Annotated in this window: 13 protein-coding genes; 2 read left to right on the forward strand and 11 right to left on the reverse strand. The window is 64.8% G+C overall.

The window, feature by feature from the left end; genetic code table 11:
• Positions 1 to 340: 340 nt before the first annotated feature.
• Genes V6M49_RS02670 through V6M49_RS02680 form a run of 3 tightly spaced genes read right to left on the reverse strand, consistent with a single transcriptional unit; the run spans position 341 to position 7,924 of the window.
• Positions 341 to 4,048 (reverse strand): 1,4-alpha-glucan branching enzyme, encoded by a 3,708-nt coding sequence (locus tag V6M49_RS02670; protein ID WP_332759910.1) that lies wholly within the window; start codon positions 4,046 to 4,048, stop codon positions 341 to 343.
• Between the two features lies 1 nt (position 4,049).
• The gene (treS, locus tag V6M49_RS02675; protein WP_141139527.1) at positions 4,050 to 5,846 is read right to left on the reverse strand and encodes a maltose alpha-D-glucosyltransferase; all 1,797 of its coding nucleotides are present in this window, start codon (positions 5,844 to 5,846) and stop codon (positions 4,050 to 4,052) included.
• The gene (locus V6M49_RS02680) at positions 5,843 to 7,924 is read right to left on the reverse strand and encodes an alpha-1,4-glucan--maltose-1-phosphate maltosyltransferase (RefSeq protein WP_332759911.1); all 2,082 of its coding nucleotides are present in this window, start codon (positions 7,922 to 7,924) and stop codon (positions 5,843 to 5,845) included. The genes treS and V6M49_RS02680 overlap by 4 nt, the downstream gene beginning before the upstream one ends.
• 152 nt (positions 7,925 to 8,076) lie before the next feature.
• Here V6M49_RS02680 and glgP point away from each other — a divergent pair, with 152 nt between their 5' ends.
• Positions 8,077 to 10,695, forward strand: a complete 2,619-nt coding sequence (gene glgP / locus V6M49_RS02685) for an alpha-glucan family phosphorylase (RefSeq protein ID WP_210412394.1) — start codon at positions 8,077 to 8,079, stop codon at positions 10,693 to 10,695.
• 15 nt (positions 10,696 to 10,710) lie between these two features.
• On the opposite strand, the gene V6M49_RS02690 is transcribed toward glgP, so the two are convergent.
• The 8 genes from V6M49_RS02690 to V6M49_RS02725 form a co-directional block, all read right to left on the reverse strand.
• On the reverse strand, positions 10,711 to 11,067 hold the full coding sequence (locus tag V6M49_RS02690; protein WP_141139525.1) for a barstar family protein: 357 nt from the start codon (positions 11,065 to 11,067) through the stop codon (positions 10,711 to 10,713).
• Positions 11,068 to 11,075: 8 nt separating this feature from the next.
• Positions 11,076 to 11,561: a ribonuclease domain-containing protein gene (locus V6M49_RS02695; protein WP_332759913.1), complete on the reverse strand. Its 486-nt coding sequence runs from the start codon at positions 11,559 to 11,561 to the stop codon at positions 11,076 to 11,078.
• An 18-nt stretch (positions 11,562 to 11,579) separates the two neighbouring features.
• Positions 11,580 to 13,691, reverse strand: coding sequence for a glycogen debranching protein GlgX (glgX, locus tag V6M49_RS02700; RefSeq protein WP_332759914.1), 2,112 nt, complete (start codon positions 13,689 to 13,691; stop codon positions 11,580 to 11,582).
• Between the two features lie 310 nt (positions 13,692 to 14,001).
• Positions 14,002 to 14,991, reverse strand: a complete 990-nt coding sequence (gene rlmB, locus V6M49_RS02705) for a 23S rRNA (guanosine(2251)-2'-O)-methyltransferase RlmB (protein WP_332759915.1) — start codon at positions 14,989 to 14,991, stop codon at positions 14,002 to 14,004.
• A gap of 68 nt (positions 14,992 to 15,059) precedes the next feature.
• Positions 15,060 to 16,517: a cysteine--tRNA ligase gene (gene cysS / locus V6M49_RS02710; RefSeq protein WP_332759916.1), complete on the reverse strand. Its 1,458-nt coding sequence runs from the start codon at positions 16,515 to 16,517 to the stop codon at positions 15,060 to 15,062.
• Positions 16,518 to 16,603: 86 nt separating this feature from the next.
• Complete coding sequence (gene ispF, locus V6M49_RS02715) at positions 16,604 to 17,101, reverse strand: 2-C-methyl-D-erythritol 2,4-cyclodiphosphate synthase (RefSeq protein WP_332759917.1); 498 nt, start codon at positions 17,099 to 17,101, stop codon at positions 16,604 to 16,606.
• A gap of 2 nt (positions 17,102 to 17,103) precedes the next feature.
• Entirely contained in the window at positions 17,104 to 17,910 is an 807-nt protein-coding gene (gene ispD / locus V6M49_RS02720; RefSeq protein ID WP_141139520.1) for a 2-C-methyl-D-erythritol 4-phosphate cytidylyltransferase, read from the reverse strand.
• A gap of 133 nt (positions 17,911 to 18,043) precedes the next feature.
• Entirely contained in the window at positions 18,044 to 18,526 is a 483-nt protein-coding gene (locus tag V6M49_RS02725; RefSeq protein WP_026266570.1) for a CarD family transcriptional regulator, read from the reverse strand.
• A 270-nt stretch (positions 18,527 to 18,796) separates the two neighbouring features.
• On the opposite strand from V6M49_RS02725, the gene V6M49_RS02730 reads away from it, so the two are divergent.
• Entirely contained in the window at positions 18,797 to 19,342 is a 546-nt protein-coding gene (locus V6M49_RS02730) for a hypothetical protein (RefSeq protein WP_256549083.1), read from the forward strand.
• Positions 19,343 to 19,404 lie beyond the last annotated feature (62 nt).

Consider the following 19,404-nt stretch of genomic DNA (forward strand, 5'->3'; position numbering starts at 1 on the left):
AATAAATTGGTATCAACAAACTTGGCACACTATTGAGTTCTCAAACAACAGACACACCCGGCACCACCACAACCATTTCAATCGGCCGTGGATCGCTCCGGAGCAACTTTTCAAACTTACCCGCTGGTCTCACTCTTGTCAAACCGGCATCCGCGACGTTCTCAGCCTGAGGCTTTCGTGTCGGTTTTTTCGGTCTGACTCCGTGGAGCAGCGCGGAAATAAACTCTACCACCACTTTGCCGGGATGGCCAACCAAGCCCCAAACAGCCCTCTGCACCCCCACCCTGAGGGCAGCAAAAAGCCCGGAATCTCAAGGAATTCCGGGCTTTTCGCCGCGCACTTAAGAGAGCGGGTTCACACTCTTCGGTCCGCCGGCCGCCAAAGGAACGGGCTTGAAGTACGCCGCACCCAGGGGCGGCAGCGTCACGGTCAACGATGCCGGCTGGCCATCAAGCCCTTCGTCCAGGGCAATCAGCTCACCGCTATTCAAAACACCTGAACCGCCATAGGCCGCAGCATCAGTGTTGAGCACTTCGGTCCAGCCCCCGGCAGCGGGAACGCCGAGGACATAGCCCACATGCGGCCCGCCGGAGAAGTTGACGGCGCACACCAACGGATTGCCGTCCTTGTCCCAGCGGACAAACGTCAGGACATTGCGGTCGGCGTCCCCACCGTTGATCCACTGGAACCCACCGGGCTCGTTGTCCCGCGCGTAGAGGGCCGGCGTCGAGCTGTAGAGCTCGTTGAGGTCCTTGGTGAGGAGCTGCAATCCGCGGTGCGCCGGAATGTCGGCCAGGTACCAGTCCAGCCCGTGCTGCTCGGACCATTCGGCCTCCTGGCCGAATTCGGTGCCCATAAAAATGAGCTGCTTTCCCGGGTGCGCCCACTGGTAGGCAAAGAAGGCGCGCAGGTTGGCCAGCTGCTGCCAGCGGTCCCCCGGCATCTTCCGGAGCATGGAGCCCTTGCCGTGCACTACTTCGTCGTGGCTGATGGGGAGCAGGAAGTTCTCGGTGAACGCGTAGACCATGGAGAACGTCAAGGTACCGTGGTGCCACTTCCGGTTGACCGGGTCCTCGGAGGCGTACTTGAGGGAGTCGTGCATCCAACCCATGTTCCACTTGAGCCCGAAGCCCAGGCCGCCGTGGCTTGTGGGGGCGGTGACACCGGGGAAAGCCGTGGACTCTTCGGCGATCATCACCGCGCCCGGGTGTGTCTTGTAGACGGTGGCGTTGACTTCCTGGAGGAAGGAAATGGCTTCCAGGTTCTCGCGTCCGCCAAAGCGGTTGGGCGACCACTGCCCGTCTTCGCGCGAATAGTCCAGGTACAGCATCGAGGCCACCGCATCAACCCGGAGTCCGTCGATGTGGAACTCATCAAGCCAGTACAGCGCGTTGGACACCAGGAAGTTCCGCACCTCGGTGCGGCCGAAGTCGAAGATCAGCGTTCCCCAGTCGGGGTGCTCGCCCAGGTTCGGGTCGGCGTGCTCGTACAGGGGTTCGCCGTCGAACTGGGCCAGCGCCCAGGCATCCTTGGGGAAGTGCGCCGGAACCCAGTCCAGCAGCACGCCGATTCCGGCCTGGTGCAGGGAATCCACCAGGAACCGGAATTCGTCCGGATGGCCAAAGCGCGACGTCGGCGCAAAGTAGGACGTCACCTGGTAGCCCCAGGAGCCGCCGAAGGGATGTTCGGCCACGGGCATGAACTCAACGTGCGTGAAGCCCAGCCATTTGACGTAGTCCACCAGCTCTTTGGCGAGCTCGCGGTAGCCCAGGCCAAGGCGCCAGGATCCGAGGTGGACCTCGTAGGCGCTCATCGGCGAATTGTGCGGGTCACGCTGGGCGCGTGCCGCCATCCATTCGGCGTCCTTGAAAACGTAGGACGGTTCCACCACGCGAGACGCCGTCAGCGGCGGGACTTCGGTGCCGAAGGCCAAGGGGTCCGCCTTTTCGACCCAGTGCCCGCTCTTGGACTTGATCTCGAATTTGTAGCACGCTCCTGCTAAAACGCCTGGAAGGAAGACTTCCCACACGCCCGATGACCCCAGCGAGCGGAGCGAATTTTCGCGGCCGTCCCAGGCATTGAAATCGCCCTTGACGCGGACCGCCTGCGCGTTCGGTGCCCAGACGGCGAAGGAGACGCCGTCAACATCGCCGAGCGAGGACTTGTAGTGCTGGACGTGCGCGCCCAGGACTTCCCAGAGCTTCTCGTGCCGGCCCTCGCCGATCAGGTGCAGGTCCACTTCACCCACGGTGGGCAGGTAACGGTACGGCTCATCCACCGTCAGGGGCGCGGCACCGGCGTAGGTGACTTCCAGCCGGTAGTCGGGGACGTGGCCGGCCTGCAGCGGTTCGAGGACTGCCACCCATACCCCGTTGTTTTCGTGGGTCATGGGCACTGAGCCCACGGCAGTCACCACGCTCACTGCCTCCGCGAGGTGCTTAAGCGTCCGGACCGTCACATGGCCGTGGTCGTCCAGGTGGGCGCCGAGCACTGAGTGCGGCGCGTGGTGTTCGCCGTTCGCCACGCGGGCCAACGTGTCCGGGTCCACGTGAAGAGGCACCCGGGGCCGGTCTGTACGTGCTGAGCCTGTCATTTTCATACCTTCCGATGCTGCTCCGGCCTGATCGCCGGAGCCTTTAACGCTGAGGAGCCGCCTGGACGCATTCGTTGGAATGGCCAGCCAGTCAGGTCTGTTCCGCAATTCATATACGACTTCGTAAAGGGCCTTGTCCAGCCACAATGCCACAAAGAGCGGTGAAGTCCGGTCGATGGTGCCGGGTGTGACTGCGGCATAGCCGGCAAGGAACGCGTCCGCGCAATCATCGACCCAGGACGCCGGTACGCGGGCACCCTGATATTCGCGTTCCGCCGCCCCTGCCGCATAGTCGAAGGAACGCAGCATTCCCACCACGTCCCGGAGCGGCACATCGGGGAAGTTGCGTTCGGCGATGGGCCGCAGTGGCTCACCTTCAAAATCAAGGATGGCCCACCGGCCGGGCTGGCCGCCGTGGCCGGGGACCTGCAGGATCTGCCCGAGGTGGAGATCGCCGTGGATCCGCTGCAGCGGCCCTGCCGGCACGCCGTCGAGCTCGCCAAGCAGAGCCTCAAGCGCGTCGTCGTAAGGCCCGACGGCGGCACTGGCTTCCGCCCATGCCTGCCGGACCCGCTGGGCGACTCCGGGCGCAATGAGCTGACCCGGGGCCGGTTCAACCGCTGTGCCGAGTGCTTCCGCCAGCCGCCGGTGGACTGTGGCTGTGGCCGCTCCCAGGGCATGCGCCTCGGCGGTGAAGTCAGCACCGGTGCGCGCGGCATCCACGGCCAGGCGCCAGGCATCGCGGCCGCCCGCGAGGAATTCGTGGGCTACGGCAAGCTCGCCCTGCGATGGCACCTGTGCCGGGAGCTCCGATGACACCGGCGCTTGCCATTCCCCGCGGACCCACCCGAGCGTGGCCGGAACCTCGAAGGTGCCCTGGGCCGTCAGTGCCGCCCCTACCTCGACCTCGGGGTTGATCCCTTCGGAGAGGACGCGGAAGAATTTCACGATCGCCGCGGACTCGCCGTCGTCAACAATGACAGAGCTGTTGGACTGCTCGCCGGACAGGACTTTGACCATTCCGTGGGCGGTGGGCAGGCGGTGCTCCGACCGCGTGCGGTGGCCCGTCGCCGAACCCGTGCTCGAGCACGCTTCGGACCGGATCAGCTCCAGCCAGGAGGACACAAAGGAGGGATCATGCACGGCGTCGTAGATCCAGGCCATGCCGGCCCCGGGGGCCTGGCCCACCAGTGCCCGCTCCGCTCCGGCAAGCGGACTTGCCCGGTAACTCAGCGGGACCTGGACCACGTCAGTGCGGAGTCCGCCGTCGGCCGTCCGGGAGGAAACAGCCAGCAGGAAGATCTCCAGCCGGGCCTGCCCGGCGGCATCCTCGAGGCTCAGGCTGCCTGCCTGTTCCAGCGAAAAGTCGGCTGTCTTCACGGGGAACCACCGCTGGTGCGGAAGCCATTCTCGAAGGACGGCGCTTAGTGGGGCTGTGAGGGTGGGCTGGGCCATGTCAGTTCTCGATGGACAGGATGGGCAGTGCCTGCGTGTACGGGGAGGCCGGGTTGGACGTCGCAGAGCGGATCCGTAGCCAGAAGAAATCGTGGCTTCCCAGGGTCAGCGTCAGCGATCCGTTGTCGTCGATCCCGGGGAACGGCTGACCGCCGAACACATCGCGGAGTCCGCGGCCGGCAAACTGGGGAATCCGCAGTTTTACCGCGACGGGGTGCTGCGAGAGGTTGAACGCGCACAGAATGGATTCGCCGGGGAGCCCCGCAGTGTTGTCCTCCGAAAGTTCCCGGATATACGCCACAATGGCGTCGTGGTCGGCTTCGACGTGTTTGAACGCGCCCAGCCCGAAGGCAGGGTGGTTCTTGCGGACGCTGAGGATCTGCCGGGTCCAGCGGAGCAGGGAACCGGAGTGGGCGGCCTCGGCTTCCACGTTGGCCATGGCGTAGTTGTACACCAGCGACTGGATGACCGGCAGGTAGAGCTTGCCGGGATCAGCGCTGGAGAATCCTGCGTTCCGGTCCGGGTTCCACTGCATGGGGGTGCGCACAGCATCGCGGTCGTCGAGCCAGATGTTGTCCCCCATGCCGATCTCGTCCCCGTAGTACAGGAACGGGCTGCCAGGCAGCGACAGCAGCAGCGCATTGATCAGTTCGATCTCGGCCCGCGAATTGTCCAGCAACGGCGCAAGCCGGCGCCGGATCCCGATGTTGGCGCGCATCCGGGGGTCCGGGGCATACCAGCCCAGCATTGCCGCACGCTCGTCGGCCGTGACCATCTCCAGCGTCAGTTCATCGTGGTTGCGCAGGAACGTCCCCCACTGCGCCCCTTCGGGGATCTCCGGGGTGTCATGCATGGTCTCGATGATCGGAGCGGCCTTCTGGTCCCGCAGGGCGTAGTAGAGGCGCGGCATGATGGGGAAGTGGAAGGCCATGTGGCATTCGGGCTCTTCCGCTGTTCCGAAGTATTCCACCACCTCGTTGGGCGGCTGGTTGGCCTCGGCGATGATGACCCGGCCCGGGTAGCCTTCGTCCACCATGGCCCGCAGCTTGCGCAGGAAGTCATGGGTGGCCGGCAGGTTTTCGCAGTTGGTCCCCTCTTCCTCGAAGAGGTACGGGATGGCGTCCGCCCGGAAACCGTCGATGCCCTGGTCCAGCCAGAAACGGACCACGTCAAAGAGCGCTTCGATGACCTTGGGGTTCTCAAAGTTCAGGTCAGGCTGGTGGCTGAAAAAACGGTGCCAGAAGAACTGCCGGCGGATGGGGTCGAAGGTCCAGTTGGACTCCTCCGTGTCCACGAAGATGATGCGGGCGTCCTGGTACTTCTCGTCAGTGTCGCTCCACACGTAAAAGTCGCCAAAGGGACCGTCCGGGTCCTTGCGCGATTCCTGGAACCAGGGGTGCTGGTCCGAGGTGTGGTTCAGCGGCAGGTCAATGATGACCCGGACGCCGCGGGCATGGGACTCGGCCACCAGCCGCTTGAAGTCGCTGATGGTGCCGAACTCATCCAGGACGGAGTTGTAGTCCGAAATGTCATAGCCGCCGTCACGCAGCGGCGACTGGAAGAACGGCGGCAGCCACAGGCAATCGACGCCGAGCCACTGCAGGTAGTCCAGCCGGTCGATCAGGCCGGAAAAGTCGCCCGAACCGTCGCCGTTCGCATCCGCGAAGGCCCGCACCAGCACCTCATAGAACACAGCTTTCCGATACCAGAGCGGATCGTGGGCCAGGCCAGGGGCGTTCAGCTCAAACGTGCTCTTGGGGGTGAAATGCTGGCTGGAACTCTGCGGGTTAAAGCTCACTGATGCAATCTCCTCACGCTCAGGATGTGGGCGGGTTCAACGTGCGCGTCCAGGCGGACGTAGTTGTATTCGCCCCATTCCCAGGATTCGCCGGAAATGAGGTCATCCACCCGGAACCCGCCGTTGGGCGACAGATCCTCGGGGTCCAGTTCCAGCGCAGCCAGATCCAGTGAAATGGTGCTCTCCCTGATGCCGTGCGGATCAACGTTGACCACCACAATGATGGTGTCCTTGGTGCCGTCCGGCAGGGTCTTGTGCTTGGAGTACACCACCGTGGCGTCGTCGGTGCTGTGGTGGACCGTGAGATTCTGCAGGTCCAGCAGCGCCGGGTGGTTGTGCCTGATCGCGTTGAGCGTGGTCAGGTACGGCGCCAGGGTCCGGCCTGAGGCAGCGGCAGCATCCCAGTCACGGGCTTTGTATTCGAATTTCTCGTTGTCGATGTACTCTTCCGCGCCGGGGCGGGCAACATGCTCATAAAGTTCGTAGCCGGCATAAACGCCCCACAGGGGGCTGGCGGTGGCGGCCAACGCCGCACGGATCTTGAACGCGGCCGGACCGCCGAACTGCAGGTATTCCGTGAGGATGTCCGGCGTGTTGACAAAAAAGTTGGGCCGGAAGTACGCCGGGGACTCGTGGCTGACCTCAGTGAAGTAGGTTTCGAGTTCCTTTTTGGTGTTCCGCCACGTGAAGTAGGTGTAGGACTGCTGGAAGCCCGCCCGCCCCAGGGCGTGCATCATTGCAGGGCGCGTGAACGCTTCCGCGAGGAACACAACGCCAGGGGTCTTTTTGTTGACCTGGCCAATGAGCCATTCCCAGAACCACACCGGTTTGGTGTGCGGATTATCCACCCGGAAGATCTTCACGCCATGGCTGACCCACAGCAGCACGACCCGCAGGATTTCCTTCGCAAGCCCTTCCGGATCATTGTCGAAATTGAGCGGGAATATGTCCTGGTATTTCTTGGGCGGATTTTCCGCGTACGCGATGCTCCCGTCAACCCGGGTAGTGAACCATTCCGGGTTGGACTGCACCCAGGGGTGGTCCGGCGCGGCCTGCAGCGCCAGGTCCAGGGCGACTTCCAGACCCAGTTCGTTGGCACGGGCAACAAAGGCGTCGAAGTCCTCGAACGTGCCCAGTTCCGGGTGGATGGCGTCGTGACCGCCCTCCTTGGCGCCGATGGCCCAGGGAGAGCCGGGATCATGCGGGCCGGCAATGAGGGTGTTGTTGGGGCCCTTGCGGTGCTGGATACCGATGGGGTGGATCGGCGGCATATAGATTACGTCGAAGCCCATTTCCGCCACCGCTTCCAGCCGCTTCGCCGCGGTCCGGAAATTCCCGGACGTCCATGCCCCGGTGGTGGCGTTCCTGACGGCGCCTTCGGACCGGGGGAAGAATTCGTACCAGGCTCCGCGGCCTGCGAGATCGCGCTCCACAAGCAGCGGGAACTGCTCGGAAACCGTGATCAGTTCGCGGATTGGCTGGCGGTCCACGATGGCGGCGACGTCCGCGCCGAAGCCGGCTGCCAGACGCTCCTCATCGGTGAGGGACCCGTTGCCCAGAATGGAAGACGCCATCCGGAGGGTACGCCTGTCGGACGCATTGCGGGAGGAGTCGTCGGCCGCGTCCGAGAGCAGCGCAGAGCCTTCTGCGAGCATCAGCTCGACGTCGATGCCTGCCGCCACCTTGACCTCGGCGTTGTGGTGCCAGGTTCCGTAGCGGTCGTGCCAGGCCTCGATGAAAAAGGTCCAGTTTCCAACGGCCGACGGCGTGAGGATGCCCTCCCAGCGGTCGGTACCGAGGCCGCGTTCCCCCCTGGGCGGCGCCAGCCTGACGCGCTGGCGTTCCTTCCCGCGGGGATCGAGGAGGACCGCGCTGACACCCAGCTGGTCATGCCCCTCCCGGAAGGCGGTGGCGCCCACCACAATTCCCTCCCCCGGCAAGGCCTTGGCAGGATACTTCCCACCCTCCACCACAGGCTGCACGGCGGTGATCGGAAAACGGCCAAATCTTAGCCCGTCGGTGATTTTGCCTTTCGGCTTTTTCTTTGAGGCGGCAGGGGTTACTGAGTTAGTCGTCACAGGCTCGACGTTATCGAGAAATGGCCCAGATTGCTAAGCCTGCGCTGCTTTTTGTCGCGGCGATTCGACTTATCCGCCACGCCAACTGTCATTTACCTAAAAGAAAGCCAAAGCGGTTCCAGACGTTGATGTTGTCGGTTAGTGTGGCGCAGGTGAAGGCAATCCGCAGATTTACCGTCAGAACAGTCCTCCCGGAACCCATCAGGCCGCTGGCCCGGTTGGCCACCAACCTGCGCTGGTCCTGGCACCGGCCCACGCGTGAACTTTTCGCTGGCCTGAACCCCCGCATCTGGGAGGAATCCGGCCAGGATCCCGTCAGTTTCCTGGGCCGGGTCAGCCGCGAAGAGTTCCAGCGCCTCGCCGCCGACCCCTCGGTAGTGAACCAGGTCCGCGCCGCAGCCGAGGACCTTGACCGGTACCTTGAGCAGCCCCGCTGGTACCAGAGCCTGGGCGAGGATGCCCCGGCCGCCATCGCGTACTTCTCCCCCGAATTTGGCATCACCGAAGTCCTGCCGCAGTACTCCGGAGGCCTGGGCATCCTGGCCGGCGACCACCTCAAGGCCGCCTCGGACCTGGGTGTTCCCCTGATCGGCGTTGGCCTGCTGTACCAGGCCGGCTACTTCAAGCAGTCACTCTCCCGCGACGCCTGGCAGCAGGAAACGTACCCGGTACTCGACCCTGACGGCCTCCCCCTCACACTGCTTCGTGAGCCGTCCGCCGACGGCAACGGCCGCCCTTTGCAGATCTCACTCCCGCTCCCCAACGGGCGCCGGCTGCTGGCACACATCTGGCGTGCCGACGTCGGACGCGTTCCCCTCTTGCTGCTGGACTCCAACGTTCCCGGCAACGACGACGCCGCGCGCGGCATCACCGACCGCCTCTACGGCGGCGGCGGAGACCACCGGCTGCAGCAGGAACTCCTGCTGGGGATGGGCGGAGTCAAGGCGCTACGCGCGTACCAGCAGCTCACCGGAACCGCCGCGCCCGAGGTGTTCCACACCAACGAGGGCCATGCCGGCTTCCTGGGGATTGAGCGCATTCAGGAACTGATGGCCGGCGACGCCGCCCTCAGCTTCGACGAAGCCCTCGCCGCGGGCCGGGCGTCCACGGTATTCACCACCCACACTCCCGTTCCGGCCGGCATCGACCGTTTCGAGATTTCCCAGATCCACCACTTCTTCCAAGCCGGGCTGGCGCCCGCGGTACCCGTGGACAGGATCCTGGAACTGGGCCGGGAAAACTACGCCGACGGCAACCCGTCAGTCTTCAACATGGCGGTGATGGGACTCCGGCTGGCACAGCGGGCCAACGGCGTCGCCAAGCTCCACGGCGAGGTATCCCGCGGGATGTTCTCGGCCCTGTGGCCCGGGTTCGACCACTCTGAGGTGCCCATCACCTCCGTCACCAACGGCGTGCACGTGCCCACGTGGGTCGACGGGCGCATCTCCCGGCTCGCGAGGGAACAGTTCGGCACCGAGGCCGAAGCCCTGGGCCGCTGGGACCTTGCCTACAACGTCAGCGATGCCGACGTCTGGGCGCTGCGTCGTGAAATGCGCACAGCGTTGGTGGAGGACGTACGCCGCCGGCTCCGGGCTGCGTGGAAGAAGCGTGGCGCCGCCGACGCCGAGCTGGGCTGGACCGACAGCGTCCTGGACCCCGACGTGCTGACCATCGGCTTCGCCCGGCGCGTCCCCACCTACAAGCGCCTGACGCTGATGCTTCGCGAGCCGGACCGGCTCAAGGCGCTGCTGCTGCATCCGGAACACCCGATCCAACTGGTGATCGCCGGCAAGTCCCACCCGGCGGATGACGCCGGGAAGAAGATGATCCAGGATCTGGTCCGCTTCACCGACGACCCCGAGGTCCGGCACCGCATCGCCTTCCTGCCGAACTACGACATCGCGATGGCCAGGACGCTGTTCCCCGGCTGCGACGTGTGGCTCAACAACCCGCTCCGCCCCCTGGAGGCGTGCGGTACGTCGGGCATGAAGGCCGCCATCAACGGTTCGCTGAACCTTTCGGTGATGGACGGCTGGTGGGATGAAATGTACGACGGCGAGAACGGCTGGGCGATCCCCACCGCCAACAACGACGCGTCCCCCGAAGAGCGGGACGACATCGAGGCTGCGGCGCTGTACGAACTCCTGGAAACCCAGGTGGCGCCACGCTTCTACGGGAACACGGTGTCTGACAGCGCCGGTGCTGCCGGACCGTCCACCACGGGCACCGAGAAAGTCCCGACGCACTGGGTGTCAATGATCAAGCACACGCTGTCCCATCTGGGACCGGCCGTTTCCGCGGAGCGCATGCTGCACGACTACGTCAACGTGCTCTACCGGCCAGCCGCCGAGGCCGGACGCAGGGCCGTTGCCAACTCCTACGCCCAGGCCCGTGTCCTGGCAGCTTGGACAGCCAAAGTGCGTTCAGCGTGGCCTCTGTTGCACGTTGAGCATGTGGACTCCGTGGGCGTTTCCGAGGACCCGCAGATCGGGGACACCCTGCAGGTGAACGCCTACATCGCGCTGCATACCCTCTCACCGGAGGACGTGTCCGTGGAGGTGGCTTATGGCCGTGCCGAGGAAAGCGACACCCTGGCGGACGTCACCCTGATGGAGTTGAACTCGAAAGAGGACCTGGGCGAGGGGCGCCACTTGTTCAGCGGCTCGCTGGTCATCGACCGCTCCGGTCCCTTTGGCTACACCGTCCGCGTCCTGCCTCGGCACGAGGCGCTGGCTTCCAAGGCCGAGCTGGGGCTGATCGTCAACGCCTGAGCCCCGCCGTCATACCTAGAGCAGCACGGCCGTGACCGCGAGGTCACGGCCGGCGTAGCTTTCGGCATCCTGGAGGACCTCGCAGATGATCCCGAAGGACCGGTCCCCCCGGAACACTGCGGCCACCTGCCAAAGGATTGTGACCGGGGCGCTACCGTTCTCGCCGATGCTGTCAGCAAAATCGTGCAGGGAGTCGTTCAGGGCGTCCATGTTCACGCCGTAATGCTCAGGGAACGCGAGCACTTCGCCGAAGGTTTCCAGGACAGCCTTCTTGCTGTCGGCGGCGGGGACCACCAGGCTGCGGCGGCCGGCGTCGGCAACCTGTTCCTGGAGTTCTTCGATGGTCCAGGTGTCGGCGGAGTAAATTTTCATGAGCGTGTTCAGCTGCCTTCTGCGATGAATTTGAACGAGTCGTAGTGGTCCTGCGTGTAGTACTTCTCGCCCTCGGAGCCGGTGACGATGCGGCGGGCTCCCCGGTCGGATTCGCCCGGGGTGGGCACGGTGTACTCGCGGTAGTAGCCTGAGCCCTGCCGCGGGAGAATGCGCTCGAAGTTGCCGAACGTCTTGTTGTCCTGGCTGTAGCGGTAGGGGCCGCCGCCACGGATGGCACCAAGGGTAGTCCGCGCTTCGGCCGGCAGCTGGGATTCCTTGATCGCGGGCAGCCCGGACGGGTTGGCGGGAACTACCGCCGGGGCCGGAACCTCCGCAGGACCCGGGACGGGAGCACCCGGGACCGGGGCCGCGCTGGAACTGGCGGCCAGCGTCGTACTTCCCGTTAGAGTCTCAAGGAGCCCGGGGCCGCCGAAAGCGAACACCGCTATGGCCAGCAGCCCGGTCAGCAGCAGGGCAATGGAGCGGTTGCGCAAGTTTGGTCCCCTCCGCAGCTACGTGCGGTAGATGTTAATGGAGTTCGCCTCGATGCTGTCCGTCTCGCCGGACGCCACGCGGCCGCCCTGTCGAAGCTCGTGAAGCGGCGACGTGGTCAGCCGGAGTTCGAACATCCTGCGGGGCGTTCCGTCGTCGTTCTTGAGTTCGGGAAGGGTGATCTTCACATCGGCGTTGCTGCCGTTGACCACCACGAGGCCCCCCATGGTGCCGTCGTCAGAGCCGAGCAGGAGCTGCATGACCCGGTGCCGGGGATCATTCCACTGGTCCATGGACATGGGCTGCCCGGCGTGATCAAACCAGTAGATGTAGGACTGTTCATCACGGGCCGGAAAATCATGGGGCTGGCCTGCCAGGAACTCCTTGCGCAGCCGGACATAGCGCTTGGTGCTGCGGAGCATCTCCGCGGATTCCGGGGTGCGCGTCCAGTCGAGCCAAGCCAGGGCGTTGTCCTGGCAGTAGGCATTGTTGTTGCCCTGCTGGGTGCGCGCGAGCTCGTCACCCGCGGTGATCATGGGCACGCCGAGGGAAATCATCAGGGACGCCATCAGGTTCCGCCGGGACTGCGCCCGCTTCGCCACGATGCTTTCATCCTCGCTCCGGCCTTCGAATCCGTGGTTGTAACTGCGGTTGTCGCCGTGCCCGTCCCGGTTCTGCTCGCCGTTGGCCTCGTTGTGTTTACGGTCGTAGGACACAAGGTCGTTGAGCGTGAAGCCGTCGTGTGCCGTGATGAGGTTGACTGACGCCAGCCTGGAGCGGCCTGACGCTTCAAACAGCCCGGCCGATCCGGACAAGGCATCAGCAAGCCGCGCCACGGACCCGCCATGGCCGCCGGCCTCGATGGCCGCCCGGTCGGCCAGCCAGAAGGAGCGGACGCCGTCCCGGAAGTGATCGTTCCAGTCAACCCAGCCGCCCGGGAACCGTCCCGTCTGCCAGCCGCCGTAGCCGACGTCCCAGGGCTCGGCGATCAGTTTTACGTCAGACAGCACCGGATCGGCGGCCACAGCCACCAGGAACGGGTGCCGGGGGTCAAACTCGTTGTCCGCGTTCCGGCAGAGCGTCACGGCCAGGTCGAAACGGAAGCCATCGATGTGGAATTCGTCCACCCAGTACCGGAGGGAATCCAGCACGAGCTGGACCACGCGGGGCTGGCCGAAGTTCAGTGTGTTGCCGCAGCCCGTAGTGTCGATGTACTTCCCGTGGCCATCCGTTCGGTAGTACGTGTCCTCACCGAGTCCGCGGAAGCTAATGGCCTGGCCGTCCGGGCCGCCCTCGGCAGTGTGGTTATAGACGACGTCGAGAATCACTTCCAGCCCTGCCGCGTGGAGCAGCTTGACCATTCCCTTGAACTCGTCCTGGACGGCGTGCGGTCCGGCATCCCGCGCCGCCTGCGTCGCATAGGCTGCGTGCGGTGCGAAAAACGCGGCCGTGTTGTAGCCCCAGTAGTTGGTCAGGCCGAGGTTCTGCAGGTGCAGCTCATCGAGGTGGAAGTGCACCGGGAGCAGCTGGACAGCGGTAATGCCCAGGCTCTTGAAATGCTCGATGATGGCCGGATGGGCCATTCCGGCATAGGTGCCGCGCAGCTCCTCGGGGACATCGGGATGCAGCATGCTCTGGCCGCGGACATGGGCCTCGTAGATGATGGTGTTCCGCCACTGCGTCCGGGGACGTTCGTCGGTGCCCCAGTCAAAATCGCCGGCCATCCGGACGCTCGTCAGGAAACCCTCCCGCTGGTCCACCGCCCGGCCGTAAGGATCGAGCAAAAGAGGCTGCCCGCCGTCGTCGTCCAGGTCCACGATGGGGACCGCCAGCGGCAACGGGTCCGCCTTGGACGTGGCGCGGAAACCGTACAGCGATCCGTACGGGAAATCCTCAACAATTCCATGGTGCACGCCATGCGTGACATTGGGCAGGGTCTGCAGATGCCACTCGCTGCCCGGGGCCTTGTAGGCAATCTCAAGGTTCTCCACGGCCGGGGCGTACACGGCCACGTTGGCGCTGGACTGCACGCCGTAATCCGCTCCCGATCCCGGGCGCGGGACGCTGACACCGAGCGGATATGCCGAAGAGGCATCCCTGGTGGAAGCGGTATCGAAAAGCGGCATGACCATCACGTCCATGGTAGCGGCCAGCGGCTGTTGAACTGCACCGGCGCTTTTATGACGACATCATAGGGTCCTGGCGAACCGCCGGGATTTCTGACCAACAGCGAGACCCCTCATGCCGTGATGTGGCACAAGGGGTCTCGACAGGCTCGACCACCGAGGGGCAGTCGCGGCGGAGGCGGGGCTTTTGCGTAGGCTGCGTTGTTGCTGGGCCCACACAGTCCGGGTTCCCTTTCCGAGCTTGCGAGGGCAGGGAGACTGTGGGGAGGAACGAGCGCAGCAGCCGGCAAAAGTCCGGCCTTCGCCGCACCCAGGACTACTTGACGGCGCGCTGCCTCGAGATTTCGTACAGGGAGATGCCGACGGCCATGGAGGCGTTGAGCGATTCCATGGCGGAGTTGATCGGGATGGAGACGATCTGGTCGCAGTTTTCGCGGACCAGGCGGCTCAGGCCCTTGCCTTCGGAACCGACCACAATGCAGACGGGCTCCGTGGCCAGGGTGAGGTCAGGCAGCGAAACGTCGCCGTCGCCGTCGAGCCCCAGGACAAAGATGCCCATGTTCTTGAACTGCTTCAGGGCACTGTTCAGGTTCGCGGCACGTGCCACCGGAACACGCACGGCAGCGCCGGCGCTGGTCTTCCAGGCCGAAGCGGTGACGCCCACGGAGCGGCGTTCCGGGACGACGACGCCGTGGCCGCTGAAGGCCGAGACAGAGCGGATGATGGCACCAAGGTTGCGCGGGTCCGTGATGCCGTCCAGGGCAACGAACAGCGGGGCGTTGGATACGTGGCCCTTCTTCCAGCGTTCCACGGTTTCCTCGGCCAGGTCATAAGCGTCCTGGTACTCGTACGGCGGGATCTGCAGGACCAGGCCCTGGTGGATGGCGTCGTCCGTCATGCGGTCAAGTTCGGGCTTGCCGGTCTCAAGCAGCGGGATACCGCGTTCGGCGGCGATCTTCAGCGACTCCTTGACACGGTCATCCATTTCAATCCGGATGGCGATATGCAGGGCCTTCGCGGGGATCCCGGCGCGGAGGGCTTCCACCACGGAGTTGCGGCCGGTGACGACTTCCTCGGTGGCGCGGCCCTTGGGGCCCGTGCGGGAGGCGCCGGCGCTACGGGCACCCGTGCCGCGCTTGGCGGCCGAACGCTCGGACAGCTGCTTGCTCTTGTGCGCCTTGTGGTACGGGCGGTCCTCCGCCTTGGGCGTGGGACCCTTGCCTTCCAGGGCCTTACGGCCATGACCACCGGTTCCGATGGTTGGCCCCTTCTTTGCTTTGACCGACCGGCGACCGTTGTTGGCCATGATTTTCCACCCTTGATTGTTTGACTGAGTCTGCTTACCAGTCTACTGAATCAAGTAAAATCGCCGGTTCAGTCCCGTTGCAGGCTCCAGGTGGCGCCATCCGGGCCATCTTCGACGACGACGCCGGCCGCCTTCAGGGTGTCGCGGATGGCGTCGGAGGCAGCCCAGTCCTTTGTGGCCCGGGCCTGCGCGCGGGCAGCGAGCTGGGCTTCCACCAGGACGTCGAGGGCGGCCGATTCCCGGGCGTCCGACGCCGGGCCGGACGCCACCGCCTTCAGGCCCAGGACCCGCAGCATGTCATGCACGCTGTGCAGGGCCTGCTGTGCGTCCTCCAGTTTCCCCTCCGTCAAGGCAGTGTTGCCGGCACGGACTGTTTCGTGGAGCACGGCGAGGGCCTGCGGCACGTTGAGATCGTCATCCATGGCGCTCTCGAACGCCTCGGGAACCTTGCCATAGGTGGCGAACGTGTAGTTCCCACCGGCGGCGAGGGCCCGAACGGCGCGGCTGATGAAGCCGTCAATGCGTTCGACGGCGGCGGCGGCCTCGTCGAGCGATGTGGGGCGGTAGTCCAGCACTGAGCGGTAGTGGGCCTGCCCGAGGTAGTAGCGGACCACCCGCGGCGACGCGATGTCCAGCATCTCCGAGGGGCTGATGGTGTTGCCGATGGACTTGGACATTTTCTCGCCCTGGTACGTGACCATGCCGTTGTGCATCCAGAAGTTGGCGAACCCGTGCCCTGCGGCCTGGGACTGCGCCATTTCGTTTTCGTGGTGCGGGAACCGCAGGTCCAGTCCGCCGCCGTGGATATCAAATTCGGTGCCGAGATACTTGGTGACCATGGCGGAGCATTCCAGGTGCCAGCCCGGACGTCCGGCGCCCCAGGGCGAGGCCCAGCTCGCCGTCGTCGGCTCCCCTTCTTTGGAGCCCTTCCACAGCGCGAAGTCGCGGGGATCCTTCTTGCCCCGGGGATCCGCGTCCGGGGCACCCTGCATGTCGTCAATGTTCTGGCGCGTCAGTGACCCGTACTTGTCCCAGGACCGCACGTCGAAGTAGACGTCGCCGGAATCGTCCAGCGCCGGGTAGGCGTGGCCCCGGTCGATCAGCTGCTGGATCAGCGCATGCATTTCGGGGATATGGCCGGTTGCCCGTGGCTCATAAGTGGGCCGGGAAACGCCGAGCGTGTCGTAGGCCTGCAGGAACGCCTGCTCGTAGCGGTAGGCCAGGGCCCACCATTCCTCCTCGCGGACAGCGTCCGGTCCGGCTTCGAAGTCCGGGCTGAACGATTCGGCAGACTTGGCGAGGATCTTGTCGTCGATGTCCGTGACGTTGCGGACCGCGGTGACCCGCAGCCCCCGGTACTCGAGCCAGCGGGTGAGCTGGTCAAAGGCGATCGCCGAGCGGATGTGGCCCACGTGGGGCATGCCCTGCACGGTGGCTCCGCAATAGTACAGGCTCGCTTTTCCCGGGACGAGGGGAACGAAGTCACGGACTTCGGCGGACGCGGTGTCATAGAAGCGGAGAGTCACCGCTCCAGATTAGCGGAAAAGGCCTGCGTGCCGGCCCCCGCGCGTTATCCGGCCTGAACAGCGCCGGGTTGAATCCGCGGCGTGAGTCAACGGGGATAGACCAAAGCGGTGGCGACGGCGGAAATGCCCTCGCCCCTGCCGGTGAAACCGAGTCCGTCGCTGGTGGTGGCCGTGACGCTGACCGGCGCCCCGGCGGCGTCGCTCAGCACGCGTTGGGACTCTTCCCGACGCGGGCCGAATTTGGGCCGGGTAGCCACGAACTGCACTGCCACGTTGCCGATCTCAAAGCCGGCCGCACGGACAATCCTCGCCGCCTCGGTCAGGAGCGTGACGCCGGAGGCTCCGGCGAACTCCGGACGGTCGGTGCCGAAATGCGTGCCGAGGTCCCCGATGCCGGCGGCCGAGAACAGGGCGTCGGCGGCGGCGTGGGCCACCGGGTCCCCGTCCGAATGCCCGGCCAGTCCACGCTCGCCTTCCCAGAACAGCCCGCCCAGCCAGAGCGGACGGGGAAGGTCAGGGGACGCGTAGGCATGGACATCCAGGCCGATACCCGTGCGCGGCAGGATCATCTTGAATTCACTCATGCCTAACCCTCCACCCAGCGGATGCCCAGCGGGCCTTCCAGCAGCCCCTCGGCAATGATCAGGTCCAGCGGCGTGGTGATTTTTAGTGACTGTGTGGAGCCATGGACGGCGTGCACGGGAACTCCCAGGAGTTCCACCAGCATGGCGTCATCGGTGACCGCAGCAGACTGTTTCTCGTCAAAGTCCGCGGCTGCCTGATGGGCCTGGATCAGTGTGGACAGGCGGAACCCTTGGGGCGTCTGGACCGAACGGAGCTCCTCCCGCGGCGCGGTCCCGGTCACGAGTTCCGGGGCGATGCTGCTGTCGTCACCGGTCGTGGGGGTAACCATCTTCACCGTGTCCACCACCGGTACGGCGGGAATCACTGCAACGGCGCCGGCCGCCAGGGAATCGACGACACGGTGGAAGACATACTCGGGCGTCAGCGCCCTGGCGGCGTCGTGGACCAGCACAGCTTCCGTGCCGTCCAGCAGGGCCGCCAACGCCGACCGGACGGAAGCGGCACGGGTGGCACCGCCGTCGACCGTTGTCAGCACGGGAAGCGGGTTCTCCTGGTTGGCATCGTGCCCCGCCCGGAGTTCCTCGGCGAAGGCCGCGCACAATTCCTGCAGGACCGCATCTCCGGGCGGCAAGGCCACACAGATCTGGCGTGCGACTCCGGCGGCAGCGACGCCCCTGAGGGCATGCGTAAGTATGGCATCACTCCCCAGCGGCACGCGCGCCTTGGGCATGCCGTAACCCAGCCGCTCACCGGAACCTGCGGCCACAATGACGACGGCGGTGACGGGGCGGGGAAGTCCGTTGTTCATGCGGTCCAGCCTACGTGCCTGCCTGCCCGGCGTGCCGAATCCCACCCGCGCGACGCGCCTGCCGCTGAGGGCTGGACCGAAAAAGGGCAAAAAGAAACCCCGGAGGTACTTGCGTACCCCCGGGGCTCAATTCTTAGGAAGCCAGGACCTCGTCGAGAACGCTTGCAGCCTTCTCTTCATCAGTCTTTTCAGCCAGTGCAAGTTCTGAAATCAGAATCTGACGGGCCTTGGCCAGCATGCGCTTCTCACCTGCGGAAAGGCCCCGATCGTGATCACGGCGCCAGAGGTCGCGAACAACCTCTGCTACCTTGATGACGTCACCGGAAGCAAGCTTCTCCAGATTTGCCTTGTATCTGCGCGACCAGTTGGTGGGTTCTTCAGTGAACTCAGCCCGGAGAACATCAAATACGTGCTCCAGACCTTCCTTGCCCACTACGTCACGGACCCCAACAAGGTCAACGTTCTCTGCTGGAACTTCAATGGTCAGATCACCCTGAGCCACCTTGAGCTTGAGATACATTTTCTCTTCGCCCTTGACAGTGCGCATCTTGATTTCTTCAATTTTTGCAGCACCGTGGTGAGGGTAAACTACTGTCTCGCCGACCTCAAATACCATGTGGACATTCCCCTTTCCCGCAGACCAGTTTATCACGATTCAGGCATATGACTGGCCTCGAACCGGCCCCGGAACCCCGGAAATACGCGGAAAATGGGCAGAATAGACCCCCTTCGCCCCCTTGACGAATGCAGATAATAGTGCATGTGCGGCCTGCTGCCAAGGGCAACATGACCGCGCGGAATCCTCGTTTGGGCCGGTTTGCCGCTAGGCTATGGCTGAATAATGTTTCAAGACTCTCGAGGAGTACGTGACGTGCGTTTCACTGCGATGAACCGGGCCCAGGGCGGCAAACTGGCACTGGCGGCAGGTTCCCTGGCCCTCGCCCTGGCGACGATGACCGGGTGTGGCTACATCAACCCCCAGCAGACTTCTCACCAGTACGCGGCGTCGGACGGTATCCGCGCCGACCTGGGTCCGCTGCAGCTGCGCAACATGCTGATTGTCTCCGCCGGCGCAGACAAGCCCGGCCGCCTGCTCGGCGCCGTTTACAACTCCTCTTCACAGGATGTCAAGCTCACGGTCAACGGGGCCGAGGGTTCACAGACGCAGGTGCCGGTGAAAGCCAACTCCTACACCCTGCTCAACGACTCCACGGATGAAGCCATCCTCAGCACGAGCGGCGGCATCGCCGGTTCGATGGTGGACGTCAAGGTCACTGAAGACGGCACCAACGTGAGCAAGACCGTGAAGATCCCTGTCCTGGATGCTTCCCTCGCGGAGTACAAGGAGTACCTGCCGGCCGGCAGCGAACCGACCGGATCCGCCACACCCAGCCCGTCGCCGTCGGCCACCGGCACTGGTGCGGCCCACTAGGCAGCAGCAAAGCACAAAAAGGAGGGGCTCCCCGCGGGGAGCCCCTCCTTTTTGTGCACTTG

The sequence above is a fragment of the Pseudarthrobacter sp. genome (genome assembly GCF_036675385.1).
Lineage (GTDB): Bacteria > Actinomycetota > Actinomycetes > Actinomycetales > Micrococcaceae > Arthrobacter.

Coding starts and splice junctions, on each gene's coding strand:
- V6M49_RS02670 (WP_332759910.1), bottom strand. CDS start 4,048: ATGGCCCAGCCCACCCTCACAGCCCCACTAAGCGCCGTCCTTCGAGAA.
- V6M49_RS02690 (WP_141139525.1), bottom strand. CDS start 11,067: ATGAAAATTTACTCCGCCGACACCTGGACCATCGAAGAACTCCAGGAA.
- glgX (WP_332759914.1), bottom strand. CDS start 13,691: ATGGTCATGCCGCTTTTCGATACCGCTTCCACCAGGGATGCCTCTTCG.
- rlmB (WP_332759915.1), bottom strand. CDS start 14,991: ATGGCCAACAACGGTCGCCGGTCGGTCAAAGCAAAGAAGGGGCCAACC.
- ispF (WP_332759917.1), bottom strand. CDS start 17,101: ATGAGTGAATTCAAGATGATCCTGCCGCGCACGGGTATCGGCCTGGAT.
- ispD (WP_141139520.1), bottom strand. CDS start 17,910: ATGAACAACGGACTTCCCCGCCCCGTCACCGCCGTCGTCATTGTGGCC.
- V6M49_RS02725 (WP_026266570.1), bottom strand. CDS start 18,526: ATGGTATTTGAGGTCGGCGAGACAGTAGTTTACCCTCACCACGGTGCT.
- V6M49_RS02730 (WP_256549083.1), top strand. CDS start 18,797: ATGAACCGGGCCCAGGGCGGCAAACTGGCACTGGCGGCAGGTTCCCTG.